Genomic DNA, 26,890 nt, shown 5'->3' on the forward strand with positions numbered 1-26,890 from the left:
TAGCGTATCATCATGAAAAACAACAAATTTTTAGACAATTTTCAATAAAAAATGACCAATTCTGTCAGTATTGTTTTGATTAAGACACAATTCCAATATTTCTCTTGATCTGAAACACATGTTTCAAACCAATAAGAGACATCTCTCTTTTTATTTAGAGATCGATAATTTGGAAAAGGCCGCTCTTTCTGGATACAATCAGTCCTAAATAAAACATCAATCAGGTTAAAAACCATGTTGCAGCTTCAGTCAAAACTCCCAAGCCAAGGCGTGACTATTTTTAGCGTGATGACTGAACTCGCACAACGACTGAATGCACTGAATCTGTCTCAAGGCTTCCCCGATTTCCCTGCTCCACCTGCATTGCTTGAAGCGCTGAGCCAAGCCACGCTTTCAGGTTATAACCAATACCCTGCGGGAGATGGTGTTTTAGTCCTCAGAGAACAACTGGCCAAACAGTTTTTACAGCGAGACCAACTGCAACTCGATCCTGTCACCGAAATCACCATTACCCCTGGCGCAACTATTGCGATTTTTTGTGCCATTCAAGCCTGTATCCATGCAGATGATGAAGTTATTATTTTTGACCCGAGCTATGACAGCTATGCCCCTGCAGTACAACTGGCAGGGGGGAAATCCGTTCATATTCATTTAGAAGCACCAACATTTCAGGTGAATTGGCAAAAAGTTAAAGATTGTATCAATGCAAAAACTCGCATGATTATCGTCAATACACCACATAATCCGACTGGTGCGATTTGGTCAGAACAAGACTGGCATCAACTGATTGAACTCATTCAAGATAAAAATATCGTTGTGCTCTCTGATGAGGTCTATGAACATCTCGTTTTTGATGGACAAAAACATTTTAGTGCACTGCAATTCCCCGAATTACGTGAACGCAGTTATGTAATCGGTTCTTTTGGAAAAAGTTATCATGTCACAGGTTGGAAAACGGGTTATTGCGTTGCAGCACCACATTTAATGCGTTTGTTTCGTCAAATATATCAATTTGCTAATTTTTGCGGAACCACACCTTGCCAAATAGCATTAGCGAACTATATGCAGCAACATCCTGAGCACGTTCAGGAACTCCCGAACTTTTATCAGGCAAAACGGGATCTTTTTAATACCCAAATTCAAAACTCACGTTTCCAATTTATTCCATCACAAGGCACTTATTTCCAAAATCTCGATTATAGTGCGATTCGCCCTGACTTGAATGATGTGGAAATGTGCCAATTCCTCGCAGAGCAACACAAAATTGTCGCGATTCCTATTTCCGTTTTTTATCAACAAGCGCCCGAGTCACTACGCCTGATTCGATTCTGCTTTGCCAAAACTGATCAAACTTTACAACGTGCAGGAGCAATCCTTGCAGAGTGTTGATCAACAAAAATAAACCGAACAATCATGACGTCAATATGACCGATGATGGTATGGTGGAAAAAGAAAAAATAGAAACGTTTCTGGGCGAAGCGTGAAGGAAATAGAATGACACCACGCCAACCTTTGGTCATGCAACCCAATCTCTGGAAAACATTTTTTGTTTTTCTGGTTCCCTTGATTGCTACCAACATTTTACAGAACTTATCAGGAACGATTAATACCATCTTTGTCGGTCAAATGATGGGAGTAGATGCGATTGCTGCGGTGTCTGTATTCTTCCCAATTCTTTTCTTTTTATTGGCATTTGTGATCGGGATCTCCGCGGGAACGACTGTACTGATTGGACAGGCATGGGGTGCGCAAAATCTTGAAAAAGTCAGAAGTGTGATTGGCTCTACCCTATTTATGACGTTGATTGGTGGCAGCATTATTGCTGTTTTAGGTTGGAGCTTTGCCGAGCATATTTTGCAATTATTAGGTACAGATCCTAAAGTCATGCACCTCTCTTTGCCCTATGTTCGATGGATGCTGGTGGGTAGTCCATTACTGTTTGTCTATATTATTTATACTTCGATTTTACGCGGTGTCGGTGACAGTGTGACACCATTGATTGCATTGAGCCTAACCAGTTTGATTGGTTTGGCGGTAACACCTGTTTTGCTCAAAGGCTATTTTGGATTCCCTGCTCTGGGCATTGTCGCGCCTGCTGTTGCAACAATCATGGGATATGCCGCAGTCCTTATTTTTCTGAGCTTCTATCTCAATTATAAGAACCATCCACTGAAAATAGATGCCCGTCTATTGAAAAGTATTCGTCACGATAGCAACCTAAGCAAACTAATCTTAAAGCTTGGTATCCCAACAGGCATCCAAATGGTGACAACTTCATTGGCAGGCTTAGTCATTATTGGTTTGGTTAATCATTATGGTGCACATGCGACCGCAGCATATGGTGCAGTGAACCAAGTACTCAACTATATTCAATTTCCAGCTCTCTCTATTTCAATTGCGGCTTCTATTTTTGCCGCGCAGGCGATTGGTGCAGGCAAACCCGAACTATTAGCCAAAGTCACACGAACCGCTTTGGGAATGAATGTCATATTCACGGGCAGTTTGATCACTTTAGCCTACTTATTTTCCAAATATTTAATGGCTCTATTTATTACCGATCACAGCGTCATTGAACTTGGGCAGCAGCTCTTATTTATTGTGTTGTGGTCAATTTTATTCTTCGGTGCGAGTGCTATTTTTGCTTCAATCATGCGAGCTAGTGGAACCGTCAATGTTCCCATGATGATTAATATTCTCACTATTATTCTAATTGAAGTTCCTTGTGCCTATTGGTTTAGTTCGTTATGGGGCTTAACGGGCATTTGGACTGCTTATGCACTTTCTTTTGTCTGCTTATGCATATTACAAGCCTCTTATTATCAGTTCGTTTGGAAGAAAACTAAGATCAAAGTCCTTATTTAAAAATTTCTTTGATCCTCAAATAAAAAAGCCATTCTCTAAGAATGGCTTTTTTATGCTTGCAACTTACATCATTTTCGTTGCAAGTGCAGCAATACGTTGATAACCCGTCGGGAATAGACGTTGGAAAGAATCCACAATACGAGCATCTGTTCCAATTAACAGACGGCGTTTATCTTTCAACACTGCATTTAAAATCTGACGTGCAGCTTCTTCTGGCGGTGTACGTAAGAATTTATCAAACTGCTTGATCGATTTATTTGGATCCATGCCCAAGCTCTTTAAGCTGTCATTCATTTTGGCAGCTTTTGCGATATTGGTACGGATACCACCTGGATGTACGCAAAGAGAACTTACGCCACTCTTTTCAATATCAAGTTCTTGACGTAATGATTCAGTAAAACCACGTACTGCAAATTTTGTTGCATTGTATGCAGATTGTGTTGGTTGCGAAGTTAAACCGAAAATACTTGAGATATTGATGATATGACCATCTTTGGTTTGCTTAATGAATGGTAAGAATTCTTTGGTGCCGTAAACCACGCCCCAGAAGTTAATTCCCACGATCCACTCTAAGTCTTCATAGCTTGCGCCTTCAACAGTTGAGCCAAGTGCCACACCTGCGTTATTAAAAATCATATTCACTGAGCCATGATCTTGAACAGTTTCTTGCGCCCATTGCTTCACCGCTTCACGGTTTGAAACATCAAGAACTTTGGTCGTTATTTTGATTGGATTTTGTTTTACCAACTCAACAGTTTGCGCTAATCCTTTCTCATTGATATCACTCAATGACAAATGGCAACCTTGTTTAGCCAATAAAATTGCCAATTGCTGTCCAATCCCAGAACCTGCACCTGTGATCGCTGCGACTTTATTTTTAAAATTTTTCATTGCCTATCCTTTGTATTTCGAATGATATGCACACATTTGTCTTGATCATGTGCAGTTTAAGCTATAACCAATATAATTTTGACAATACAGGTTGTCAATATAGTACACTACAGCTTTAAGACAAATGGCAATAACCAACATATTGCTTGTCATATTAGGTCTATTTACATTTCATGACGTAAGATGTTTAGACACGATGAAATAAGTTTTACGAAATTTAGTTATTATAAATTCGCAAGACCTGTTTAAAATGCAAATAAATCTTAGACATACGATTTAAAGACTTTTTAGGGAACGGTTTTTCCATGGCAACTGAAGATCTAGCGACACGCAAGAAAAATAATACCGAAGCGAAAGAGCGCCAGTTTAAAGGTCTCTCTTTAACTGAACGCAAAGAAGCTCGCCGCGAAAAATTGATTGAAGCAGGCATTGCGACCTATGGTACACAGGGTTTTTTTTCGGTCACTGTCAAAGATGTCTGTAATGAGGCGAAGCTGACTGAGCGTTATTTTTATGAATCATTTAAGAAAAGTGAGGAGCTTTTCCAAACGGTATTCTTAAAAATGATTGGCAAAATGCAAAATTGTTTAACCCAAGCTGTGCTCATGGCTGCACCTGAACCTAAGAATATGGTCACGGCAGGTTTATCCGCATTATTAAGTGCAATTAAAGATGACCCTCGTATGGCACGAATTATTTATATCGATGCCATGTTGGTTCAAGATCTGCATAATCAAGCCACGATTCAGGAAACTTTGACCCAATTTGATCGTATTATTCAAGCATTCATGATGATTACCATGCCAAATGTGCCACAAAGTGGTGAAGAAGTTTCATTAATGGCAACAGGTTTAAATGGATATGTGACGCATATTATTATTCGTTGGGTTTCCGAAGGTTTTAAACAGCCCTTAGAAGATGTGTTATCTGCTTGTTGTGCTGTGTTTTTATCATTTATTGAAACCACCTCACAAAAAAATTAAAATCCTTTTACAGTTTTGTGACGAACAAAATAAAAAGGTTTCGATGGTATTAACCAAATGAATTCATTTGTTTTATTTGCAAACAACTTGTCATGATTTGGTCACTCCTCTGCCTTACAATTGTCACAATTTATTGCTAAAATTCGACTTTATTAAATCTTTTGCAATGATATTGTCATAATTAATCTTTGTAATAAGCCTGTCATAACAACAAAACGGTTCACCGTTACAGATTTTAAGGGTATTGCGCAGTGAAAGATGACTATATTTTAATTGTCGATGATGAGCTACCGATCCGCGAAATGATCCATACCTCTTTGGATATGGCAGGCTTCCAATGTTTACAAGCTGAGGATGCAAAACAAGCGCATCAGATTATCGTCGATCAGCGTCCTGCTCTTATTTTGCTGGATTGGATGCTACCGGGTGGTGTCAGTGGTGTAGATCTATGCCGTCGTCTCAAACGTGATGAAAACTTAGCTGAAATTCCTGTCATCATGCTGACAGCACGTGGTGAAGAAGACCATAAAGTGCAAGGGCTAGATGCGGGTGCAGATGATTACATGACCAAACCATTCTCTACACGTGAATTGGTTTCTCGTATCAAAGCTGTATTGCGTCGTGCAAATGCACTCAGTGGCGAAAAAGTCATTGATGCTAATGGCTTAATGCTTGATCCAGTCAGTCAGCGTGTGAGCTTTGGGAACAGTATTCTCGATATGGGTCCAACCGAATATCGTTTATTGGCTTTCTTTATGACGCACCCTGAACGTGCGTATACACGTGCACAATTACTGGATCAAGTTTGGGGCGGTAATGTCTATATCGAAGATCGTACTATTGACGTGCATATCCGACGTTTACGCAAAGTCTTAGAACCTTTCGGCGTAGATCGTTTTGTACAAACAGTACGTGGCACAGGCTATCGTTTTTCTACACGAGCTGATTTAGCAGCAGGTTAAAATCCTTTATGTATGAACCTTATCCCGTCCCTGAACTGGCACGTGAACATCAACGTTTCCGTCACAGCAATTTATGGACGTTTGCAAAACAAGATCTAAGACTGCTACTTTTTTTCTTATTGATTGCGAGCTTAATTGGATTCGGGGTTGGATACTTTTGGAGCTGTATTTTTGTCGCGTTTGTCGTTTTTTTTATACTCCAACTGCGCTCACTGTATTTAGTCAATGAGTGGATCTCAAATCGTCCCTATGATGTTCCCCCAAATCTAAGCGGTATTTGGGGTGCATTATTATTTAATGTCTATCGAGCGCAGCGACAAGAACGTATCGTTCAAGCCGAAATGGTAGGTTTGATTGATCGTGCTCAATCATCTCTGGTTGCATTAGCGGAAGCTGTCGTTTTGATTGATGACCAACATCAGATTGAATGGTGGAACCCTGCTGCCGAAAAGTTATTAGGCATCAATCCTTTAGATCGCGGACGTAATTTACTGGCTATTTTGCGTCAACCCAGCTTTATTGAATATTTTAATCATATCGATCAAGCACCTGATGGTATCCGTTTACAGGCTCAAATGGACGAAGACCGATATGTGCAAGTCAAGTTAACTCGTTTTGGTGGTGAAAGCCGCTTATTGGTGGCATATGACACTACTCGCGTACATAATCTTGAACAAATGCGTAAAGACTTCGTGGACAACATTTCTCATGAATTACGTACACCGCTCACCGTATTGAGTGGTTATATCGAAACATTTATCGATCAAGATGACATTACTCCTCGCTGGAAACGTGCTTTTACCCAAATGCAGTCGCAAACCAAACGCATGAATGCATTGGTGAATGATTTATTGCTTTTATCCAATTTAGAAAACAATAAAAAAGTCGCAAAAAATCAAATTATTGACATGGCAAATTTGATGAATCAATTATTTGATGATGCGCGTGCTTATAATCTCGATTATGGTCATACTTTAAATTTAGATATCGACAGTCATTGTGATTTAATCGGCTCTGATATGGAAATTGCCAGTGCGTTTAGTAATTTAATCACCAATGCAATTAAATACACACCGAAAGGCGGCATTATTACGATTGGCTGGCATGAAGATGGCGATCACGCTTACTTTACCGTACAAGATAATGGGATTGGCATTAATCCAAAACATCTACCCCGTTTAACTGAGCGCTTCTATCGTGTTGACAGCGCACGTAGCCGTCAGACAGGGGGGACAGGTTTAGGCTTAGCAATTGTCAAACATGTGTTAATGCAACATGGTGCCCATTTAGAAATTAGCTCCAAAGAAAACGAAGGCTCAACCTTTACCGCTGTCTTTCCCAAAGAACGTTTGTATCGTATGATATAAAGAGCTATCCACGTTGTACCAAATGTAAAAAAGCCCGACATCCTGTCGGGCTTTTTCGTATTTCGCACTTTAGGTATAACTCCTGTCCTACCTCACGTCCTGATGCCTGAACTTATCATTTTTGTTTTATGTTCTGGAACTTCCTGTTCCCGATGAGTTCATAATAGGCAATTTTCTGGGGTATGGAAATGCGCCATTGGCTGGAATTGATGTAAGAAAAAGCGTACAGAGCTAGGGCTTGTTGAGAATTAACAAAGAATGATAGATTCGTAAATGGACATAACTGAGTTTGTTTTCTTGGTCGAAAATTAAATTGGGTTATGTCCTTCGTATTTCAATGACTTAAAAAGTTGAGATCCGCGTAATTAATGTAAATTAATAGGTAATGGGGAAGTTAAAAAATGAATAATCATAATTTATATGAGAATGGAGTTTTAGCATTTAATAGTGGAAACATTATGCATAAAAATTAAAGCCCTTAATTTTTTAAGGGCTTTTTAAACTCAACTCTAAATTAAACCGAGTGACCTAAACGCTCACCCATCACTACAGTAGAATTGGCTTTAAACTGTTCTTCCCACACCATTTTATCTTTTTCAAATAAAACCACAGCAGTAGAACCTAAATAGAAACGACCTAACTCAGCCCCTTTATCTAACCGCATTTGGTGATGTTGTAATTCAACACGACCTGTTGGTTTTACTTTACCCGTTGCAACAGTTTCAATGCCTGCAACAATCATTGCGCCGACTAAGACCACCGCCATACGACCAAGTTCAGTATCAAATAAACACACCATACGCTCGTTACGTGCAAACAAACCTGGTACATTTTCAGCAGTGGTCTGGTTGACTGAGAACAACTCACCTGGAATATATAGAGTTTCGGTCAACGTGCCAGCCAATGGCATATGTACACGATGATAATCTTTCGGTGACAAATAAACCGTTGCAAACTGACCATCAATAAATGGTTTTGCCAGTTGTGGATCGCCAATTAATTTCTCAACAGAAAAGCTTTGACCTTTGGCTTGAAAAATATCACCTGCTTCAATTTTACCCAACTGTGAAATCGCACCATCCGCAGGACACACGATACTATCCGCTTGTTCATCTACACCACGCACGCCATCTTTAAGTGCACGAGTAAAAAATTCATTAAATGATTTATATTGATTTGGATTCGTTTGTTCGGCAATGCTCATATCAATGCCATATTTTGCTTTGAATGCTTGAATCACAGCAGTTTTCACCAAAACGTTTTCACTTGCTGCAACTTTGCCAATAATACGGCTCAGTTGATGTTGCGGTACTAAATTTTGTGCTTTGATAAAAAGTTGTTTTTTTAAATCTGCTGAAAAACTCAAGACGGTGACTCCCCTGAAATAATAGGACTATCGAGGCGATTGCCCCATTCACTCCACGCACCATCGTAGGCTCTGACTTGCCAATTGAGCAATCTTGCCAATATATACGCCAAACCCGAACGATGATGTGACTGACAATACACCACCACAGGTTGTTGTAAATTAAAGCCTAATTGTTCTAAACGTTGTTGAGTGCGTTCAAGCGGGTGTAATTTTAGATGATTTTCACGGTTTAGGGCAGTACTCCATTCAAAATGCAATGCATTTGGGATGTGACCACCGCGTCGCGCAGCTAAACGTAGTCCAGTATATTCTTCATTAGTGCGACAATCCCAGAGCTGAATATTCTGTTGTTGAACCTGCTGAAGTAATTCATTGTATTCAACTCGATACTGTTGCAACCTATTCAAATTAACTTGCACAAGCTCGCTCACAGGGGTGACTTTATCTATATCTGCTGTAGTCGGTAAGCTTGCTCCCAACCAAGCATGAATCCCACCATTAATCAAACTGGCGCGGTTAAAACCAAGAGAATGTAAATTCCAGATTAAACGTCCAGCCCACGCCCCACCTTCATCGTCATAAACGACAATATGATGTTGAGGTGAAATATTTAATTTTTCGATGAGAGCTTGTAAACCTGCTAGATCAGGTAACACCCCATTCGCCTGTTCATGCTGTGCAACCAAGAATTTAGGCTGTAAATGAATGGCATGAGGAATATGCAATTGTTCATAAACCGATGCTCGGCTTAAATCAACGACACGAATCAGCTCATGTCCTAAATAAGGTACAAGTTCTTCAGGCTCAATCAGTAAACCCAGTTTAAAATCTACATCAGTCATTTTTATGCTATTTTCTATCCGCATTGAATCAATTTTAACATAGCCGACTTTTTATCTTTGTCTGATTTTTTGCATTCAATTAGCAGAAAATCAGCTATAGATTAGCTGACCTCTTCGATCTCAAACACCTGTCTTAAATATGCAAGGAAAGTTTCATTGTCAGTCATGGTTTTACCTGAACTATTGGAAATTTTTGCCACCGATTGACCATTACACTCCACTAACTTCAATACAATATTCAGAGGCTTTTGCCCCATATCATTGGTCAGATTCGTCCCAATCCCAAAACTGACTTGAAAACGGTCCTTAAAATATTGATGCAATAGCCATGCTTTTTCTAAATTGAGACCATCACTAAAGGTCAGCATTTTGGTTTTGGTATCAATCTTTAATTTGCGGTAGTGCGCATACGCTTTATCCCCCCATTCATAGGGATCACCACTGTCATGACGTAAGCCATCAAAGAGTTTGGCAAAGTACAAATCAAAATCACGTAGAAAAGCATCCATTCCAACCACATCGGTCAAAGCAATGCCTAAATCACCACGATATTCTTGTACCCATGCTTCTAGAGCCGCTTTTTGAAAATTACGTAATCGGACATCTAAAGCTTGAAACGCTTGTAAAAACTCATGTGCCATGGTTCCAATCGGGCTAATACCCAGCTCTTTAGCAAGTAGAACATTACTGGTTCCACGAAAAACTTGCGGTGCAACCGCATAAAAGGCTTGTACCACATGTTTTTGCCATTCAAAACTATAACGACGGCGTGTGCCAAAATCCGAAACTAAAAATGGTGGATCACTCTCTTTTTGTTCTTTAGCATATTGTTCTAACTGAAGTAATTTCTGTTGTAAGCGACGTTCACCTTCTGCCAATACCTCATCGTTACGGATACGGCGGAAATACAACTCATTGACGATCGCCAATACAAAAATCTCAAACATCATGGCCTGAACCATCGGCCCTTCAATCCGAATATCCAACCGACCCGATTCATCAATACTGGCTTGGATAAAACGTCTTTTTAGCTGGAATAATTCAAGGTAATCAACAAAATCACTTTTGATGAAACGTAAAGAACGAAGATATTGCAACTCATCTTCAGCAAAACGCAATTCACAGAGTAAATCAAGCTGATGATTGAGGTCGTCCAGAATTTCCGTCAAGGGATAGGCGGTATCCTCCAGATTTCGGCAACGGAATAGATAGACACTGTGCGTTTGTGGAAACTGGTGCAGCACCACTTGTAGCATGGTGAATTTATACAGGTCGGTGTCGAGTAAAGATTGAATAATGGCAGACATAGGCGATGGTTTTGACCAATTCTTTTGCAATATCAGTTGTTATACAACCAAATGGCTGGGATTGAATAGTAGACTTTTGCTGCACAACTCATTTTTATATGCGGTGTCTGTTACACTGCCTCACTCTATTTCACCTATTTTTTAATCTTATGCGCGCATTAATTCAACGAGTTTTAGAAGCGAAAGTCGTGGTTGAGGGTCAAACCACTGGCGAAATTCAGCACGGCTTACTCGTATTCTTAGGTCTAGGTAAAAGCGATACTTTAGAGCAAGGACAAAAGCTTATTGATAAGATTTTAAAATATCGAATATTTGATGATGAACAAGGCAAAATGGGGTGGAATCTAAGCCAAGCTCAGGGTGGACTTTTATTGGTTTCACAATTTACTTTGATGGCGCAAACACAAAAAGGCTTACGCCCTGACTTTGGACCTGCCATGCCGCCAGCCGAAGCGAAAACTTTGTATGAGCAATTGGTTGAGCATGCACGTCAACAATTTGCTCATGTCCAAACAGGTATTTTTGCTGCTGATATGAAAGTTCATTTAATTAATGATGGGCCTGTGACTTTTAATTTAGAAATTGAATAAATGAGACATAAAAAAACTCCCTTTTAGGGAGTTTTTTTCAGGTTGGTTTATTTACCTGTTTTTTCTTTAATAAATGCACGTGCTTGGCGAATTTTTTCTTTTACTGGTTTTGGCACTTTCGGTGGAATCAATTTAGCTGCTTGGTTAAACCAAACTAACAAGCTGAAGTCACCTTCCATTTTAATGCTGCCATCTTGCATACCTGTCATGAATGCAGTTGGATCACCCTTCACCAAAGTTTTTACGCCTTGCTCACTTGAAGCAAATTGCAAAATAAAATCAGCTTTTTCAGGACTACCCGCAACCGTATCAATTTTGCCACGATTAACAATAATCTGACGTGCCAAACCTAAATCTGTACCAATTTGAATACGAAATTCACGATCATGAACCAATTCAATAAACTTTGGGCTAGTACGTGCCAATTGCTTCATACGTAACGCCAAACCTGCCACTAATAGATCAAGTGGGTCAGTGCTTACATCAACGATCGGTAACTGAATCACAGGTAAAGAAGAAAGCTTCATGACATTTATGCCTACAGTATAATGATGAAAATTAAGACAACCGTATCCTAGCACAATTGTCGATAGGTCTGTAAAAGCTTTGTTGCAGAAAGTTAGCACAAAAAAAGCATGCTGAGCATGCCTTTGATGTAGTACAAATTATTATAAATTATCGGCTAGAACATTGTTGTTGGTCATCCTTATAGACTGGCGTATGTTCAATATACTGACGTTTCGCCAATTGCTTTTGTGTTTGTTTGTCTTCACGTAAAAGTATGAATGTAACCGTTACCATCGCAAGGCTTAAGGCTGTCAAATAACTATAGGCGACCGACATTTCGAACATGGTTTGCATACCAAAGCGCACCGCTTCTAATAATCCCCAACTCAACATACCCGCTAGCATAAAGCCTAACCAACGACGATAAGGAGAAAAGAAAACAGCAATAACTGCGACAGCGATTAAGCCAAATCCAACCCACATGGTGAAATTCGCTGCTTCCATAGAAACCTCCGTCTTTAAAAGGTGGTTTGGATCGTGTCCAAACCTCATATTTGTTCTGTAATCTCTAAACAATATTCGGTGTTGCATTAACGTCTTTATGCATTATGGAGGGTTTTTTATAGAAAAAAAGAGCTTGAAATTAACCATACGACACAAGGTGTCGCAATATGCTTTTGTCATTACATTTTTTAAAATTACAAAAGTCTCAAAGTGCTATATAGCATCAATTACGGCGTGTCATTACAAAAAAATATCGATCTTTTTAATCATTCAGAAACTTTTTTCAGAATTTTTTTATCGTTGTTTTTCTATACATTTAGACATAAATATGACGAAATTGTGACGTATTTAAAATAAAAAATGCCGCTTGAAAAACGGCATTGAATAAAGCTTAAACAATTTGGGTATTTTTAGAACAATCCGTCTTTAAGCACGGTTCAGGTCCTTGTCATGCATTCCCAGCAAGTACAGGACACCATCCAGACCGACACTTGAAATTGCCTGATTGGCATTTTGACGAACAAGTGGTTTAGCGCGGAACGCCACGCCTAAACCTGCGATTGATAGCATTGGTAGATCATTAGCACCATCACCAACAGCCATCGCCTGCTCTAATGAGATTCCCATTTTGTCTGCCAATTGACGCAATAATTCAGCCTTACGTGCGCCATCCACGATCGCACCTTTGACTTCACCTGTCACCAACCCGTCTTGTACATCTAAAATATTGGCATGTACCTCATCAATACCGAGCTTTGCTTGTAAATATTCAGCAAAATACTGGAAACCACCCGATAAGATTGCCGTTTTGTATCCCAATGCTTTCAGAGTCGAGATTAAACGTTCCGCCCCTTCCGTCACGGTTAAACGTTCTGCAATTTTTGGAAGTACAGAAGCATCCAAGCCTTTTAATAATGCAACACGTGCACGAAAACTTTGTTGGAAATCGAGTTCACCTTGCATGGCACGCTCAGTAATTTCAGCGACCTGTTCACCGACACCTGCTTCTAGGGCCAATTCATCAATCACCTCTTGTTCAATCAAGGTTGAGTCCATATCGAAACAAACCAGACGACGATTACGACGGTAAGCATTATCTTCTTGTACCGCTACATCAATATTCAGCTCACCTGACAAACTCAAACATGCAGCTCGCATCGCTTGTGCATCCAACATTTGTCCACTTAAACCAAACTGAACACAGGCACGACGTGGAAATTGGCTTTCTGCATCGAGATCTAAACGACCAGATAAGCGTGTTACTGTTTCAATATTGAAGCCCTGACTCGATACAATTTTAGTGACTGCCTGCAAATGCGCAGCGGTCAGCTCTGGTGCAAGTGCCGTCACGATATAACGGGTACGCCCACCTTCACTCACCCATTGATCATATTCTGCGTTGGAGATTGGTTTAAATCGCACAGTTAAGCCAATATCATGTGCTAAAATCAAAATCTCTTTCATTGCTAATGCTGTTGCAGTCTCATTATCCGAAGCAACAACAATTCCTAAAGTGAGTTGATTATGGATAACAGCCTGACCCACATCGAGTATTTGCAAAGAATGCACGGAAAGTACCTGCATTAATCGAGTAAACTGATTCGGTTGATCTGGTCCTAAAAAGGATATAAGAATGATTTCACGCATGAATTGACTCGTGTTTGAGCGACAACTATTGTATGTAAGAATCATAACATAACCTGACCTGAATCTATTTGACTCTTATTTATCTTGGAAGTTTAACTTGAATGCGCCACGCCAAGGGCTATTTGCTAGCCTGCTGATCGTAAGTTTTGCACTGCATACCTTTTTACTGGTGATTGCAACGACACATCAACTCAATGAAAACCGCACCAGTCAGGGACAACTGATGACCAGTCAGCTTGTGGCAGATAGCCTTTCAGAACTGGAACCTGCCAACACGGTCTCATTAGCGCTGGTGGCCAACCGTTATGCAACCAACCCAAGTGTCGCATCCATTCGTATCCTCGATGCCAATAAACAGGTTCTTGCAACCAGTGGTATGGCAAAGACCCGTCAAGGTGAAGTCTTTGTTCGAGATGCACTACAAAATGAAAAGAAAGTGGGAACGGTTGAAATTACGCTTATCCAACCAAGTATTGGTGAAATCTTACGCACGCAGTGGCTGGCGATTTTGGCATCTTTATTTATTCATGGGTTGATCTGGTTGGCGTATCGTGCCATTGCACGTCCAACACGTAGTGAATATTTAGCTCGTATTAACCAAGAAAATCATCTTAAACATGAAATTCAACGTTTAACTCAGGCTCTCGCACTTGAGAAGCAAAACACAGTCACGTTAGTTGCACAAGCACAGCAACAGGCAAAAGCTCAACCAAAATCACGTATTGAAAAAGCTTCAACAACAGATCAACAAGTCAATTTAGATCATCAAACCATCGCACTGAATATCCAGTTTTATGATCCAAAACAACTGTTGAGCAGTGTCAACCAATCCGTTTCTGTGCCTTATTTTAAACTCTGTCAATTATTCTTGGATAAAAGCATTGATCTCTGTGCGAAGCATTACCAACTCGACGCTGCACAAATGAACGTCGTTCAAGAATTTAATGCTGAAGGCGCAACCTTGTCGACGACATCAGAACATCCCCATGCATTAGAATGTCTGATGATGATTGGTGCTGTTTTCCAGTTATTGGCAGATGTTTTATATAAGCGTTATCGTGAAGATAAACGTTTTGCACTACAAACACGCGGTGCTGTTGCTAGTGCTGTAGAAGCGATGCAATTAGACGCGATTGAAGCCTCAAAACGTCTGACTCAGCACTTACATGCCAAAGAAGCAGCTTTACACCTCAATCATGAGCAACTCAAAACGGTTCAAAACAGTTATGAATTAGTTGTGATGCCAAATCCGAGTAGTATTATGACTCGTCATGCCTTTATGATTAACGGCATGAATGAGCAATGTGCCACCGTAGCACAAAACCTGCGCACTGAAATTTTGATGGGTAAAAAAGTAAAAGCTTCGACTGAATCTTAGCTCGATCGAATGTATCGATTCAAATTCAAAATGCAATGCTCCCTTACAGGGCTATAAATGCCCATTAGGATAAAGCGTTGCTTTATTATTTGCTTGATTCACTTTTTTAATTGATAAAGAAGCACAGGCGAAATTTATTAAAATACGGTAAACTACACCAGATTTATCGAATACTAGTGCCCTAAAAGGCAGCATAAAAGGTGAAAGCGAATGCCGCTGAGTCGTGTTGAAGAGCTTGTCGCAGATATTCGTGCAGGCAAAATGGTCATCCTAATGGATGATGAAGATCGTGAAAATGAAGGTGACTTAGTCATCGCTGCAACGCATGTTCGCCCTGAAGATATTAACTTCATGATTACGCATGCGCGCGGCCTAGTTTGCCTAACTTTGAGCCGTGATCGCTGTAAACAGCTTAATTTACCGTTAATGGTAGATCAAAACGGTGCACAACATGCCACTAACTTCACGCTGTCGATTGAAGCAGCCGAAGGAATCAGTACGGGTATCTCCGCTGCTGAACGCGCGCATACAATTCGCACCGCAGTTGCAGCACATGCTAAACCAAGCGATATCGTTCAACCTGGTCATATTTTTCCATTGATGGCTCAACCAGGCGGTGTATTGCACCGTGCAGGTCATACGGAAGCAGGGTGCGACCTCACCCGTTTAGCAGGTCTAGAGCCTGCCTCTGTTATCTGTGAAATTATTAATGAAGATGGCACCATGGCACGCCGTCCAGACTTAGAAGTTTTTGCAGAAAAACATGGTTTAAAAATCGGTACAATTGCGGATCTGATCCATTACCGCATGACCAACGAACAAACTGTTGAACGTTTGTCTCAAGAAACCATTGATACTGAATACGGTACATTTGAACTGTATAAATATCGTGAAATTGGTAATCCAGATATCCATTTAGCTTTGGTAAAAGGCGAACCGAAACAAGGCGTGACCACTGTTCGTGTCCATGGTTTTAATCCTGTTCGCGACTTATTAAAATTAAATAAGGCCGATGGTGCGGCAGCGTGGAATTTAGATCTAGCAATGAAAACAATTGCTGCAAGCGAGCGCGGTGTATTGGTATGGATTGGTCAAGATCATTTAGAAGATCTAGGACATGCCTTAGAGCAGTTAAATCAACCAAAACCACTTAAGTCTAATGCAGCACTTTCGCATCAGTACCAGACGATTGGTGTTGGCGCGCAGATTTTACGAGATTTAGGTGTTGAAAAAATGAAGCTTCTGAGTTCTCCGCTTCGTTTCAATGCTTTATCTGGTTTCCATTTAGAGGTAGTGGAATATATCACTGCCGATCAAATCACAGCAAAATAATCGAGGTTGCTATGGCAATTCGCCGAATTGAAGGTTTATTACATCTCGCAAGCGAAGGTCGTTATGCGATCTTAGTAGGGCGTTTCAACAGCTTCGTGGTTGAACATTTACTTGAAGGCGCGATCGACACTTTAAAACGTCATGGCGTTTCAGAAGATGCGATTACTGTTATTCACGCACCTGGTGCGTGGGAACTTCCTATCGTTGCAAAAAAATTAGCGGCTTCAAAGAAATTTGATGCCATCATTGCACTCGGTGCAGTGATCCGTGGTAGTACACCACATTTTGATTTTGTTGCAGGTGAATGTGCGAAAGGTTTAGGTGTAGTTGCACTTGAAAGCACAATGCCTGTGATCAATGGTGTCTTAACCACAGACAGCATTGAACAGGCAATCGAACGTTCAGGTACGAAAGCAGGAAACAAAGGTAGCGAAGCTGCATTGACTGCAATCGAAATGGTTAACTTATTAAAGGCAATTTAAAGCATGTCGCAAACACTTCAGGCCGCTTATGCAGCGAAACGCAAAGCACGTCGTTTTGCTGTACAAGGGATTTATGAATGGCAAATGAGTCATAACCCTGTCCATGAAATTGAAGCACGTACACGTGTAGAAAATGCGATGCACAAAGTTGACCTTAACTATTACCATGAATTACTCACTCAAGTGGTTGCTCAACATGAAGCTTTAGATGAGTTACTCATCCCTGTACTTGATCGTGAGTTAACTGCACTAGATGGTGTAGAACTTGCAACCTTACGACTTGGTGCTTATGAATTACGAGATCATCTCGAAGTTCCATACCGCGTTGTACTTGATGAAGCAATTGAGCTAGCAAAACACTTTGGTGGTGCAGACAGCCATAAATACATCAATGGTGTATTAGACCGTCTTTCATCAAAGCTTCGTGAAGCTGAAAAACAACAAGCAAAATAATAGGCTTGATGTTGCATGGCTGAGTTTTCAATTATTGAGCGGTACTTTAAACGTACATCAAAATCTGATGTCAGTTTAGGTATCGGTGATGACTCAGCCATTGTTACCCCTCCTCCCTCACAACAACTCGTGATCTGTGCAGATACATTGGTTGCTGGTCGACATTTTCTCTTAGATACTTCTGCCCATGCCATTGGCTGGAAAAGTGTCGCGGTCAATTTATCTGATCTCGCCGCAATGGGTGCAAAACCCCATAGTATTTTACTCGCACTCAGCCTCCCTACCGTTGATCATGACTGGTTGGCTGGATTTAGTCAGGGTCTTTTTGATTGTTGCGATCAATTTGGTGTTAGCCTAATCGGTGGCGATACTACTCAAAGCACCCAACTCACTATAAGTGTCACCGCTTTAGGCTGGATTGAACAAGGTCAGGCCATTACCCGATCAGGTGCACAAGTCGGCGACTATGTCTGTATTAGTGGACAGATTGGTGATGCCGCGTTTGGATTACAACACTTAGGACATCCTCTACAACAACGCTTAGATTATCCAACACCTCGTTGTAATTTGGGGCAACAGCTAAAAGGTTTAGCCTCAAGTATGATTGATGTTTCAGATGGACTCGCACAAGATTTAGGACATATTCTGAACGCCTCAAAAGTAGGTGCAACATTACAGCTTGAGCAACTTCCGATAGATCAGTCACTAAAAGAATTAGATTTGAGACAAGCTTGGCATTATGCGCTTGCAGGTGGTGATGATTACGAATTATGTTTTACAATATCACCGCAAAATTTTGAAAAACTGTCGCGACAACAATTAGATGTTCCGCTTACAATAATCGGCAAAATTACCCAACAAACTGGATTGTTATTTGAGTATATGGGTGAAAATTGCCCACTACAAATTCATGGATACCAACATTTTGCATAAGCCTCCCATTCACTTCAAACAGATGACTTGGTTCGATCGCTGCATCGTTTTCTGCGGGGTTGGATTTGGTTCTGGTCTCAGTCCTAAAGCACCGGGAACATTTGGTTCTGCATTTGCCCTGCTGTTTGTGCCATTGTGGCTACAATTGGGTTTCTATGGCAGCTTGATTGCCATCCTGATCATGTCGGTTGTGGGCATTTATATCTGCGGACACACAGCCAAAGTCATCAATGTGCATGATGATGGACGCATCGTTTGGGATGAATTCGCAGGACAATCGATTACGCTATTGCCCTTGCTCTATGTACAGCAATTAAACTGGTTATGGGTCATTGTCGGTTTTATTTTTTTCCGTATATTTGACATCTGGAAACCATTTCCGATTAGTTGGGCAGACCAAAAAGTTACTGGTGGTCTAGGGATTATGCTTGATGACATCATCGCAGGTCTTTGGGCTGCGCTTTGTATTTTTATGATTCATTTTTATTTTTTGACTTAAGCCATTGAATTAGAGTTAGTTATGTCAACAACTGTTATTATTCTTGCAGCGGGGAAAGGAACGCGAATGCGTTCACAACTACCAAAAGTATTACAACCACTTGCAGGCCGCCCCCTCCTCGGTCACGTCATTCAAACGGCGAAAAAATTACATGCTCAAAATATTATTACGATCTATGGGCATGGTGGTGAACTCGTTAAGCAAAGCTTTGCTGCTGAACAAATAGAGTGGGTTGAACAAGCAGAACAGTTAGGAACAGGTCATGCTGTTCAAATGACTCTCCCTGTATTACCTCAAGAGGGTATTTCTTTGATTTTATATGGGGATGTTCCTCTGGTTCGTCAAAGTACCCTTGAACAGCTACTTGATGCCTCTAGCCAATCTGGTATTGGTATGATTACGCTTAATGTTGAGAATCCAACAGGCTACGGTCGTATCGTTCGTCAAGCAGGTAAGATTCAAGCGATTGTTGAGCATAAAGATGCCAATGACGAACAGCGTCTAATACAAGAAATTAATACGGGCATTTATTGTGTAAGTAATGCCAAATTACATCAATGGTTGCCAAAACTGTCTAATAACAATGTTCAAGGTGAATATTACCTTACGGATATCGTGGCAATGGCAGTTGCGGATGGCTTAGAAATTGCTTCGATTCAACCTGAGCTTGAATTTGAAGTTGAAGGTGTGAATGACCGCCTACAACTTGCAACTTTGGAACGTCAATTTCAGCAACAGCAAGCAAAAGAATTGATGCAACAAGGCGTACATTTAATTGATCCAAATCGTTTTGACCTACGTGGAACTGTGAAATGTGGTCAAGATGTACAAATTGATGTCAATGTCATTATTGAAGGTGATTGCGAATTAGGTGACAACGTTCAACTTGGCGCAGGCTGTATTTTAAAAAATACTCGTATTGCGGCAGGCACTAAAGTTCAAGCCTATAGCATTTTTGAAAATGCGATCGTTGGAGAAAACACCCAAATCGGTCCTTTCGCCCGTCTTCGCCCAGGAGCAAATCTTGCGAATGATGTGCATATTGGCAACTTCGTCGAAGTCAAAAATTCAAATATTGGATTAGGTTCTAAAGCCAATCACTTTACTTATCTAGGTGATGCAGATATAGGTGCTGATTGTAATATTGGTGCAGGGACCATCACTTGTAATTATGATGGCGCAAATAAACATCGTACTGTGATTGAAGACAATGTATTTATTGGTACCAATAACTCATTGGTTGCACCAATTAAAATTGCTCAAGGTGCAACCACAGGTGCAGGCTCAACTTTAACTCGAGATGTGGCAGAGCATAGTTTAGCTGTCGAACGATCAAAACAGTTTGAAAAAGCAAATTATCAGCGCCCCCAAAAACTGAAAAAATAAGAGGATAAAATTATGTGTGGTATTGTTGGTGGCGTTGCTGAACGATGTGTAACTGATATTCTGATTGAAGGATTAAAACGTCTGGAATATCGCGGTTATGACTCTGCGGGTTTAGCGTTATTGAATAATCAACAAATCTTACGCGAACGTCGTGTAGGTAAAGTTGCAAATTTAGCTGAAGCAGTATCTGAGCAGCATTTGACTGGTAATGTAGGTATTGCACATACCCGTTGGGCAACCCATGGTAAACCGACTGAAAATAATGCTCATCCACATGTTTCAGGTGATGTCGCTGTTGTACATAACGGTATTATTGAAAACTACCAAGAGCTTAAAGATGAATTACAAGCGCTAGGTTATATCTTTACCTCACAAACAGATACTGAAGTTGTTGCTCATCTTGTCAACGATGCTTTAAAGCAAACTGATAGCTTACTTGAAGCTGTACAAAAAGTTATTCCTCGCCTAAAAGGCGCTTTTGCTCTGGGTATTGTGCATACCGCACACCCTGATGAACTGATCACTGTGCGCGAAGGTTCACCATTGGTGATCGGTGTAGGTATTGGCGAGAACTTTATTAGTTCAGACCAATTGGCTTTATTACCTGTTACTAATCGCTTCGTCTATCTTGAAGAAGGTGATATTGCACGCTTAACACGTACGAGTATTGAAGTTTTTGTCAATGGCACCCGTGTTGAACGTCCAATCAAAGAACTGGATGCAACCGTCAGCAATGTATCAAAAGGCGAATATAAGCATTTCATGCTCAAAGAAATTTATGAGCAACCAGAAGCGATTCAACAAACGATTTCACAAGCATTGAATGACAATAATTTGCGTGAAGATTTTCTTCAACATGCCAATGCGGATTTTGACAAAATTCAGCAAGTACAAATCATTGCCTGCGGTACTAGCTACCATGCAGGTATGATTGCAAAATACTGGTTCGAGCAATTGATTGGTGTACCTTGCCAAGTTGAGATTGCAAGTGAATTCCGTTATCGCACGCCTGTCATTGTTGCTCATACACTGTATATCTGTATTTCTCAGTCTGGAGAAACTGCGGATACGTTGGCTGCATTACGCGAAACACAAAAACGTGCTCAAGCTCAGAACATCGACATTAGTACCATGACCATTTGTAACGTTGCCACTTCATCAATGGTTCGCGAAACAGATCATCATTTACTCACGCTTGCAGGTCCTGAAATCGGCGTTGCATCAACCAAAGCCTTTACCACTCAACTTGCAGCATTGATGTTGTTGATCTTAAAAATTGGTCAAGTTAAACAACGTCTTGCAGATGCTCAATTGAAGGAAATTACAGAAGCGCTATGGCATTGCCCGAAAGTAATTTTAGATACTTTACAAGGCAATACTGAAATTCTGCGTCTATCAGCACTCTTCGTTGAAAAGAACCACTGCTTGTTCTTAGGACGTGGCACACACTTCCCTATCGCACTAGAAGGCGCATTGAAACTGAAAGAAATTTCATACATTCATGCTGAAGGATATGCGGCTGGCGAATTAAAGCATGGTCCATTGGCTTTAGTAGACAATGAGATGCCTGTCGTGATCTTGGCTCCACAAGATGAAATGCTCGATAAGTTAAAATCGAATATGGAAGAAGTTCAAGCTCGTGGTGGGGAATTATTTGTTTTTGCTGATGAAAACAGTGGTATTCATGGTAAAGATCGCCAACATGTCGTTCATGTTCCAGCTGTCAATGAATGGTTAGCGCCAATTGTATATAGTATTCCTGTGCAATTGCTCTCGTATCATGTTGCTGTATTACGTGGTACCGACGTTGACCAACCACGTAACCTTGCCAAGAGCGTAACAGTCGAATAATTACAAAATAAAAAAAGGAGGGTTAGCCCTCCTTTTTTATTGCCATTGATGATCAGATTTAAGCCACATACCGACTGCTTTTATGATTCAAAAGAATAATTGAATTTAAAATAACAGCTCCTAAAATTGAAATTAGAATCAATTTCCAATCTACGAAAAACAACGAAACTAATAAGATGGTAACATCAATTCCCATCTGCACTTTACCTGCTGGAATGTTAAAGCGTTCTTGTAAATATAGAACCAAGAGGTTGATGCCGCCTAAGCTTGAGCGATGGCGAAACAAAATCAGAAAGCTTACCCCCATCAACACATTCGCAAAAATCGTTGCATAGATTGGATTGACCTCTGACAACTGAAAAAAATGAGGAATGATTTCCGTAAACCCAGCCAGTAATGCCACCGCAACAAAGGTTTTCACTACAAGGGCAATACCCATCTTTTTATAAGCAAAATAATAAAATGGAATATTGATCAGGAAAAATAAGATGCCAAACTTCAGGTCGGTAATATAGTGGATCAACAACGATAAGCCCGCTGTACCACCTGTCATAATCCCTGCTTGCTGCAATAAATTCATGGCAAACGATAGAATGAATGTACCAATTAACATGGCCAATCCATCTTCAATCTTAGAGTGTTGGTCAATCACGGGCATGACTGGACTGACCAAAGATATATTCTGATCGGTATTCATAAGGATACAACTCAATAGGAGAACAACAGCAGGGAGAAAGATCTCTCAAAGAAAGACATGGTATATTTGATCATTTTTATTAAAATTTCGCAATTTATTCTTATATTTTCACCATAAATGCAATTTATAATCAAAATATCCTTTTTTGAATAATCTTTATGCAACAACGTCGAATGCTTCAGTTTGAATGGTATTCATCTAAGAGAAAGATTTTTTACTTAATCGCGATCCCATTTTCTTTTAATTTTTCCAACACAATCGATGTATTTAAATTACTGACGCCAAAGTTACTAGATGACAAAATCCCAATCAATTTGACCATTTCATCTAAATTTTTCACTGCAACCTTCAGTGCAAAATCATAACTTCCTGTGAGTTTATGAATATCTTTCACCGCAGGTTCATTTAAAAGAAAGTCAACAAAGCGATCGTGTGTCGCATCATTGTAGTTTTGCAATTTCACTTCAATAATACCCATGATCGGTGTTGGATCTGCGCTTAATGCAATTTGCGCATAGTAACCCGTTATAATTTTATTTTGTTCAAGCTGAATACGACGACGTGAACATTGAGAAGTTGATAATCCCACCAATTCTGCTAATTCTTGATTAGCTAATCTTCCATTCATTTGTAAATAATGAATAATTTTCTGATCAAAATCATCAAGTTCAGCTGACATAAAACGCTCAATTCTGTCTGAAGTTAGAGTTTATCTGATATTGATTTATCAGTTTTATAAGTTTAACGCCTTTGGATCAAGCGGCTCAAGCTTATGACAAAATTGTAGTCGATTGAATACGCTCAATCCCTTGCTCTAACATTCTTTGCCATGCGCTTTGTAGTGAACCATCCAAATCAATCGCTTTACAGGCATCTTCAATGACATAAGTTTTAAAGCCCATCTGTGCAGCATCTAAGGCGGTCCACGCCACGCAAAAGTCTGTGGCAATCCCTACGATATATACTGTATCAATTTGATGTTCTGTTAAATAACCCTTTAAACCTGTTGGAGTTTTACGATCTGCTTCCATAAAAGCAGAATAACTATCAATATCGGCATGAAAGCCTTTACGAATTATCAGTTGTGCAGTTGGAACATCCAGATCAGGATGAAATTCCGCATCGTGAGTGCCTTGAACACAATGTTTCGGCCATAACACTTGGGTACCATACGGCAATTCAATGGTTTCAAACGGTACTTTATTGTCGTGATTATCTGCAAAAGAAATATGTTGCTCAGGATGCCAGTCCTGTGTCAGCACGATATGCTCAAACTTTTTTGCAAGTTGATTAATAATCGGAATAATTTGATCTGCTTTTGCAACGGCCAAATTCCCCCCAGGAGTAAATCCATTTTGGACATCAACAACAATTAATGCGACATGATGAGTTTGTGTCTGCATAGCATGCTCCAGTTTTAAGCTTGTATTTTTACAATACCCTGCTGATTATGTTCTGGCTACTCATGTTTTCACTTTTATAAAAGATGAAAACGATTCAAGATAAAGATGAATTAAAGTTTTCCACAGTTTGACTAAAGCATATTGTTCTTATGCCTCCGATCAGTCATAATTTGCGTAATTGTCATTCAACCCGATGGAATTGTTGGATGACCAATCAAAATACTGCAACCATCCAATATTTCGTTTCAACTAATTCAATCTCGGATGGGAAAATAGGATAGTTTTTTAAAATGACTCAGCTAGCACAGAATATTCAAGGCTCAATTGTCGCAATCGTCACCCCTATGTTTGAAGATGGCAGCGTAGATTGGAAGAGTCTTGAGAAGCTCGTTGAGTGGCATATCCAACAAGGTACACATAGTATTGTTGCGGTCGGCACGACGGGCGAAGCGTCTACATTAAGCATGGAAGAACACACACAAGTCATCAAAGAAGTGATTCGTGTAGCCAACAAACGTATTCCAATTATCGCAGGCACAGGTGCAAATTCAACGCGTGAAGCGATTGAATTGACTAAAGCTGCAAAAGAATTAGGTGCTGATGCGGCCTTACTGGTTACGCCATATTATAATAAACCAACACAAGAAGGCCTATATCAACACTACAAAGCAATTGCTGAAGCCGTTGATATTCCACAAATTCTTTATAATGTACCAGGTCGTACTGGTGTCGATATGCAAAACGAAACCGTTATTCGTCTTGCTGATGTTAAAAACATTGTTGGTATTAAAGATGCAACAGGCGATGTACCACGTGGTCAAGCCCTCATCGAAGGTTTAAATAATAAAATCGCTGTTTATTCAGGTGATGATGAAACTGCTTGGGAACTGATTTTACTGGGTGCAAAAGGTAATATCTCTGTAACAGCCAATGTTGCACCAAAGCAAATGAGCGAAATTTGTGAAGCTGCGTTAGCTGGAGATAAAGCAAAAGCACAAAGCTTGAATCAACAAATTGCAAATCTACACAATATTTTGTTTTGCGAATCAAACCCAATTCCTGTGAAATGGGCATTGCATGAGATGGGCTCAATTGGTACAGGTATTCGCCTACCATTAACCGCTCTAGCACAACAATATCGTGAACCGCTCCGCACAGATTTAAAAGCTGCGGGAATTATTTAATACGAGCAATTTATGATGCAATTACGTCTTGGTGTTGTCCTAGTCATTTCAGCTTTAAGTTTGGCTGGTTGTGGTCGTTTTGCCCTCAATAATCATTCTTTAGATTATAAAAAAGCACAAGCACTTGAACCACTCAAATTTCCTGAGGGCATAACGGCAAGACCATTTACGCCATTGTATCCAGCGCCTACGGTTGATCCACTTGCAATTGAGCATGCACCAAAGCTTGAAAATGAAAGTGGCAACCGCTATGCATTGCCTCGTCCAAAAGCGATGCAAAATTCAGCCGATAATACTTCAGCAACCGCTTCAACAGTGGGTCGTCCACAGCTTGTCACTGATGGGAATAAAAACCCATTACTCAAAGTTGATGGCCCGACAGCAAGTGCATGGCAATATACTTTTGCAACCTTGAGCAGCCTCAACTACAAAGTTATTTCACAAGCAGAAAATGGCTATGAAGCAACGATTAAAGTAGGTGATCAAAATTACCTACTTAAATTATCGGCTGTAGGCTCAAGCAATACAGTTGCGCTATTCAAACTTGATACAACATTTGCAGACCCTGCCGTTGCAGCTGAAGTGTTAACCCAGATTTACCAAAATTGGCCAGCCTAGTCGTTTACTAGGCATACTTTTTCAAAAGGTTCCCCCATGTTAAAACAAACCTTGCTCTATACTGGTAAAGCAAAATCTGTATATGAAACAGATAATGCTGATCACCTGATTTTAGTCTTTCGTGATGATGCATCAGCATTCAATGGCGAAAAAATCGAGCAACTAGATCGTAAAGGCAAGGTGAACAACCGTTTTAATGCCTTCATCATGGAAAAGTTGGCTGAAGCGGGTATCGAAACTCATTTTGAAAAGTTACTTTCTCCAACAGAAGTGCTTGTGAAGAAATTACAAATGATCCCTGTTGAATGTGTTATTCGTAACTACGCAGCAGGTTCATTATGCCGCCGTTTAGGTGTTGAAGAAGGTAAAGAGTTAACACCACCAACATTTGAATTGTTCTTCAAAGATGATGCGCTTGGCGACCCAATGGTCAATGAATCTCAAGCAATTGCTTTAGGTTGGGCAACAGCACCTCAACTTGAAAAAATGAAAGAACTGACTTACCAAGTGAATGATGTACTGAAAGCATTATTCGATGCAGGTAATATGATTCTTGTTGATTTCAAACTTGAATTCGGTGTATTCCACGATCGTATCGTATTGGGTGATGAATTCTCTCCAGACGGTTGCCGTTTATGGGATAAAGACACCAAGAAAAAATTAGACAAAGACCGTTTCCGCCAAGGTTTAGGTGGTGTGGTTGAGGCTTATGAAGAAGTTGCTGCACGTTTAGGCATTAACTTAGATAATATCTAAGCCTTAAGCTGCCGTTCTTAATAAAAACCAGCCTGATTAGGCTGGTTTTTTATTGGTTTATCTAATTTCCCAGTTTCTGATAAATCA

General features: G+C 40.2%; 27 protein-coding genes. 17 read left to right on the forward strand and 10 right to left on the reverse strand.

Features of this window, described 5'->3' with window-relative positions; all coding sequences use genetic code 11:
- The first annotated feature begins 234 nt into the window (after window positions 1–234).
- Window positions 235–1,389, forward strand: a complete 1,155-nt coding sequence (locus ABLB98_RS13660) for a methionine aminotransferase (RefSeq protein ID WP_348882613.1) — start codon at window positions 235–237, stop codon at window positions 1,387–1,389.
- Between the two features lie 105 nt (window positions 1,390–1,494).
- The gene (locus ABLB98_RS13665; RefSeq protein WP_087543542.1) at window positions 1,495–2,862 is read left to right on the forward strand and encodes an MATE family efflux transporter; all 1,368 of its coding nucleotides are present in this window, start codon (window positions 1,495–1,497) and stop codon (window positions 2,860–2,862) included.
- A 63-nt stretch (window positions 2,863–2,925) separates the two neighbouring features.
- On the opposite strand, the gene ABLB98_RS13670 is transcribed toward ABLB98_RS13665, so the two are convergent.
- Entirely contained in the window at window positions 2,926–3,753 is an 828-nt protein-coding gene (locus ABLB98_RS13670; protein ID WP_348882614.1) for an SDR family NAD(P)-dependent oxidoreductase, read from the reverse strand.
- Between the two features lie 305 nt (window positions 3,754–4,058).
- Between ABLB98_RS13670 and ABLB98_RS13675 the strand changes: the two genes are divergently transcribed.
- From ABLB98_RS13675 to phoR, 3 genes are all read left to right on the forward strand, one after another.
- On the forward strand, window positions 4,059–4,736 hold the full coding sequence (locus ABLB98_RS13675) for a TetR/AcrR family transcriptional regulator (protein ID WP_256414065.1): 678 nt from the start codon (window positions 4,059–4,061) through the stop codon (window positions 4,734–4,736).
- A 251-nt stretch (window positions 4,737–4,987) separates the two neighbouring features.
- The gene (phoB, locus tag ABLB98_RS13680; protein WP_004659793.1) at window positions 4,988–5,698 is read left to right on the forward strand and encodes a phosphate regulon transcriptional regulator PhoB; all 711 of its coding nucleotides are present in this window, start codon (window positions 4,988–4,990) and stop codon (window positions 5,696–5,698) included.
- A gap of 8 nt (window positions 5,699–5,706) precedes the next feature.
- Entirely contained in the window at window positions 5,707–7,065 is a 1,359-nt protein-coding gene (gene phoR, locus ABLB98_RS13685; RefSeq protein ID WP_348882615.1) for a phosphate regulon sensor histidine kinase PhoR, read from the forward strand.
- Window positions 7,066–7,579: 514 nt separating this feature from the next.
- On the opposite strand, the gene asd is transcribed toward phoR, so the two are convergent.
- The 3 genes from asd to pncB all read right to left on the reverse strand — a co-directional run bounded on the left by asd (window position 7,580) and on the right by pncB (window position 10,583).
- A complete protein-coding gene (gene asd, locus ABLB98_RS13690; RefSeq protein ID WP_348882616.1) occupies window positions 7,580–8,431 on the reverse strand; it encodes an archaetidylserine decarboxylase in 852 nt (283 codons plus the stop codon).
- Complete coding sequence (locus ABLB98_RS13695; protein WP_348882617.1) at window positions 8,428–9,276, reverse strand: rhodanese-like domain-containing protein; 849 nt, start codon at window positions 9,274–9,276, stop codon at window positions 8,428–8,430. The genes asd and ABLB98_RS13695 overlap by 4 nt, the downstream gene beginning before the upstream one ends.
- Window positions 9,277–9,377: 101 nt before the next feature.
- Complete coding sequence (pncB, locus tag ABLB98_RS13700; protein ID WP_348882618.1) at window positions 9,378–10,583, reverse strand: nicotinate phosphoribosyltransferase; 1,206 nt, start codon at window positions 10,581–10,583, stop codon at window positions 9,378–9,380.
- A gap of 149 nt (window positions 10,584–10,732) precedes the next feature.
- Here pncB and dtd point away from each other — a divergent pair, with 149 nt between their 5' ends.
- Complete coding sequence (dtd, locus tag ABLB98_RS13705) at window positions 10,733–11,173, forward strand: D-aminoacyl-tRNA deacylase (protein ID WP_348882619.1); 441 nt, start codon at window positions 10,733–10,735, stop codon at window positions 11,171–11,173.
- A gap of 47 nt (window positions 11,174–11,220) precedes the next feature.
- Here dtd and ABLB98_RS13710 read toward each other — a convergent pair whose 3' ends face one another.
- The 3 genes from ABLB98_RS13710 to serB all read right to left on the reverse strand — a co-directional run bounded on the left by ABLB98_RS13710 (window position 11,221) and on the right by serB (window position 13,831).
- On the reverse strand, window positions 11,221–11,700 hold the full coding sequence (locus ABLB98_RS13710; protein ID WP_004659770.1) for a hypothetical protein: 480 nt from the start codon (window positions 11,698–11,700) through the stop codon (window positions 11,221–11,223).
- Window positions 11,701–11,848: 148 nt separating this feature from the next.
- Entirely contained in the window at window positions 11,849–12,184 is a 336-nt protein-coding gene (gene aciT, locus ABLB98_RS13715) for a ciprofloxacin tolerance protein AciT (protein WP_005157022.1), read from the reverse strand.
- A 426-nt stretch (window positions 12,185–12,610) separates the two neighbouring features.
- Window positions 12,611–13,831 (reverse strand): phosphoserine phosphatase SerB, encoded by a 1,221-nt coding sequence (serB, locus tag ABLB98_RS13720; protein WP_004659767.1) that lies wholly within the window; start codon window positions 13,829–13,831, stop codon window positions 12,611–12,613.
- A 97-nt stretch (window positions 13,832–13,928) separates the two neighbouring features.
- On the opposite strand from serB, the gene ABLB98_RS13725 reads away from it, so the two are divergent.
- The 8 genes from ABLB98_RS13725 to glmS all read left to right on the forward strand — a co-directional run bounded on the left by ABLB98_RS13725 (window position 13,929) and on the right by glmS (window position 22,145).
- A complete protein-coding gene (locus ABLB98_RS13725) occupies window positions 13,929–15,209 on the forward strand; it encodes a hypothetical protein (protein ID WP_348882620.1) in 1,281 nt (426 codons plus the stop codon).
- A gap of 210 nt (window positions 15,210–15,419) precedes the next feature.
- Window positions 15,420–16,541, forward strand: a complete 1,122-nt coding sequence (gene ribBA / locus ABLB98_RS13730; protein WP_348882621.1) for a bifunctional 3,4-dihydroxy-2-butanone-4-phosphate synthase/GTP cyclohydrolase II — start codon at window positions 15,420–15,422, stop codon at window positions 16,539–16,541.
- 11 nt (window positions 16,542–16,552) lie between these two features.
- Complete coding sequence (ribE, locus tag ABLB98_RS13735; RefSeq protein ID WP_348882622.1) at window positions 16,553–17,023, forward strand: 6,7-dimethyl-8-ribityllumazine synthase; 471 nt, start codon at window positions 16,553–16,555, stop codon at window positions 17,021–17,023.
- 3 nt (window positions 17,024–17,026) lie between these two features.
- Window positions 17,027–17,476, forward strand: a complete 450-nt coding sequence (gene nusB / locus ABLB98_RS13740) for a transcription antitermination factor NusB (protein ID WP_004659763.1) — start codon at window positions 17,027–17,029, stop codon at window positions 17,474–17,476.
- 15 nt (window positions 17,477–17,491) lie between these two features.
- On the forward strand, window positions 17,492–18,409 hold the full coding sequence (gene thiL, locus ABLB98_RS13745) for a thiamine-phosphate kinase (protein ID WP_348882623.1): 918 nt from the start codon (window positions 17,492–17,494) through the stop codon (window positions 18,407–18,409).
- A complete protein-coding gene (locus tag ABLB98_RS13750; protein WP_348882624.1) occupies window positions 18,387–18,908 on the forward strand; it encodes a phosphatidylglycerophosphatase A in 522 nt (173 codons plus the stop codon). Before thiL ends, ABLB98_RS13750 begins: the two co-directional genes overlap by 23 nt.
- Before the next feature lie 21 nt (window positions 18,909–18,929).
- A complete protein-coding gene (gene glmU, locus ABLB98_RS13755; protein WP_348882625.1) occupies window positions 18,930–20,294 on the forward strand; it encodes a bifunctional UDP-N-acetylglucosamine diphosphorylase/glucosamine-1-phosphate N-acetyltransferase GlmU in 1,365 nt (454 codons plus the stop codon).
- Between the two features lie 12 nt (window positions 20,295–20,306).
- On the forward strand, window positions 20,307–22,145 hold the full coding sequence (glmS, locus tag ABLB98_RS13760) for a glutamine--fructose-6-phosphate transaminase (isomerizing) (RefSeq protein WP_348882626.1): 1,839 nt from the start codon (window positions 20,307–20,309) through the stop codon (window positions 22,143–22,145).
- Between the two features lie 58 nt (window positions 22,146–22,203).
- Here glmS and ABLB98_RS13765 read toward each other — a convergent pair whose 3' ends face one another.
- The 3 genes from ABLB98_RS13765 to pncA all read right to left on the reverse strand — a co-directional run bounded on the left by ABLB98_RS13765 (window position 22,204) and on the right by pncA (window position 24,245).
- Window positions 22,204–22,842 (reverse strand): YitT family protein, encoded by a 639-nt coding sequence (locus ABLB98_RS13765; RefSeq protein WP_348882627.1) that lies wholly within the window; start codon window positions 22,840–22,842, stop codon window positions 22,204–22,206.
- 214 nt (window positions 22,843–23,056) lie between these two features.
- Window positions 23,057–23,521, reverse strand: a complete 465-nt coding sequence (locus ABLB98_RS13770) for an Lrp/AsnC family transcriptional regulator (RefSeq protein WP_005157045.1) — start codon at window positions 23,519–23,521, stop codon at window positions 23,057–23,059.
- A 91-nt stretch (window positions 23,522–23,612) separates the two neighbouring features.
- The gene (pncA, locus tag ABLB98_RS13775; RefSeq protein ID WP_348882628.1) at window positions 23,613–24,245 is read right to left on the reverse strand and encodes a bifunctional nicotinamidase/pyrazinamidase; all 633 of its coding nucleotides are present in this window, start codon (window positions 24,243–24,245) and stop codon (window positions 23,613–23,615) included.
- 290 nt (window positions 24,246–24,535) lie between these two features.
- Between pncA and dapA the strand changes: the two genes are divergently transcribed.
- From dapA to purC, 3 genes are read left to right on the forward strand one after another with little or no spacing between them, the layout of a single operon-like run.
- Window positions 24,536–25,429 carry a 4-hydroxy-tetrahydrodipicolinate synthase gene (dapA, locus tag ABLB98_RS13780; protein WP_050041203.1) on the forward strand — a complete coding sequence of 298 codons (894 nt, stop codon included), beginning with the start codon at window positions 24,536–24,538 and terminating at the stop codon, window positions 25,427–25,429.
- A 15-nt stretch (window positions 25,430–25,444) separates the two neighbouring features.
- Complete coding sequence (locus tag ABLB98_RS13785; RefSeq protein WP_034602567.1) at window positions 25,445–26,047, forward strand: hypothetical protein; 603 nt, start codon at window positions 25,445–25,447, stop codon at window positions 26,045–26,047.
- Between the two features lie 36 nt (window positions 26,048–26,083).
- On the forward strand, window positions 26,084–26,803 hold the full coding sequence (purC, locus tag ABLB98_RS13790) for a phosphoribosylaminoimidazolesuccinocarboxamide synthase (protein WP_004659747.1): 720 nt from the start codon (window positions 26,084–26,086) through the stop codon (window positions 26,801–26,803).
- Window positions 26,804–26,890 lie beyond the last annotated feature (87 nt).

Source organism: Acinetobacter yuyunsongii (assembly GCF_041021915.1).
In the GTDB taxonomy this organism is placed as follows: domain Bacteria; phylum Pseudomonadota; class Gammaproteobacteria; order Pseudomonadales; family Moraxellaceae; genus Acinetobacter.

Bases quoted from the DNA above. Each gene is read 5' to 3' on its own strand.
- ribBA (WP_348882621.1), top strand. From the start codon at position 15,420: ATGCCGCTGAGTCGTGTTGAAGAGCTTGTCGCAGATATTCGTGCAGGC.
- pncB (WP_348882618.1), bottom strand. From the start codon at position 10,583: ATGTCTGCCATTATTCAATCTTTACTCGACACCGACCTGTATAAATTC.
- glmU (WP_348882625.1), top strand. From the start codon at position 18,930: ATGTCAACAACTGTTATTATTCTTGCAGCGGGGAAAGGAACGCGAATG.
- ABLB98_RS13695 (WP_348882617.1), bottom strand. From the start codon at position 9,276: ATGACTGATGTAGATTTTAAACTGGGTTTACTGATTGAGCCTGAAGAA.
- aciT (WP_005157022.1), bottom strand. From the start codon at position 12,184: ATGGAAGCAGCGAATTTCACCATGTGGGTTGGATTTGGCTTAATCGCT.
- dapA (WP_050041203.1), top strand. From the start codon at position 24,536: ATGACTCAGCTAGCACAGAATATTCAAGGCTCAATTGTCGCAATCGTC.
- pncA (WP_348882628.1), bottom strand. From the start codon at position 24,245: ATGCAGACACAAACTCATCATGTCGCATTAATTGTTGTTGATGTCCAA.
- ribE (WP_348882622.1), top strand. From the start codon at position 16,553: ATGGCAATTCGCCGAATTGAAGGTTTATTACATCTCGCAAGCGAAGGT.
- serB (WP_004659767.1), bottom strand. From the start codon at position 13,831: ATGCGTGAAATCATTCTTATATCCTTTTTAGGACCAGATCAACCGAAT.
- ABLB98_RS13675 (WP_256414065.1), top strand. From the start codon at position 4,059: ATGGCAACTGAAGATCTAGCGACACGCAAGAAAAATAATACCGAAGCG.
- purC (WP_004659747.1), top strand. From the start codon at position 26,084: ATGTTAAAACAAACCTTGCTCTATACTGGTAAAGCAAAATCTGTATAT.
- ABLB98_RS13765 (WP_348882627.1), bottom strand. From the start codon at position 22,842: ATGAATACCGATCAGAATATATCTTTGGTCAGTCCAGTCATGCCCGTG.
- thiL (WP_348882623.1), top strand. From the start codon at position 17,492: ATGGCTGAGTTTTCAATTATTGAGCGGTACTTTAAACGTACATCAAAA.
- dtd (WP_348882619.1), top strand. From the start codon at position 10,733: ATGCGCGCATTAATTCAACGAGTTTTAGAAGCGAAAGTCGTGGTTGAG.
- nusB (WP_004659763.1), top strand. From the start codon at position 17,027: ATGTCGCAAACACTTCAGGCCGCTTATGCAGCGAAACGCAAAGCACGT.
- ABLB98_RS13770 (WP_005157045.1), bottom strand. From the start codon at position 23,521: ATGTCAGCTGAACTTGATGATTTTGATCAGAAAATTATTCATTATTTA.
- ABLB98_RS13660 (WP_348882613.1), top strand. From the start codon at position 235: ATGTTGCAGCTTCAGTCAAAACTCCCAAGCCAAGGCGTGACTATTTTT.
- ABLB98_RS13670 (WP_348882614.1), bottom strand. From the start codon at position 3,753: ATGAAAAATTTTAAAAATAAAGTCGCAGCGATCACAGGTGCAGGTTCT.
- ABLB98_RS13785 (WP_034602567.1), top strand. From the start codon at position 25,445: ATGCAATTACGTCTTGGTGTTGTCCTAGTCATTTCAGCTTTAAGTTTG.
- ABLB98_RS13665 (WP_087543542.1), top strand. From the start codon at position 1,495: ATGACACCACGCCAACCTTTGGTCATGCAACCCAATCTCTGGAAAACA.
- ABLB98_RS13710 (WP_004659770.1), bottom strand. From the start codon at position 11,700: ATGAAGCTTTCTTCTTTACCTGTGATTCAGTTACCGATCGTTGATGTA.
- phoR (WP_348882615.1), top strand. From the start codon at position 5,707: ATGTATGAACCTTATCCCGTCCCTGAACTGGCACGTGAACATCAACGT.
- glmS (WP_348882626.1), top strand. From the start codon at position 20,307: ATGTGTGGTATTGTTGGTGGCGTTGCTGAACGATGTGTAACTGATATT.
- ABLB98_RS13750 (WP_348882624.1), top strand. From the start codon at position 18,387: ATGGATACCAACATTTTGCATAAGCCTCCCATTCACTTCAAACAGATG.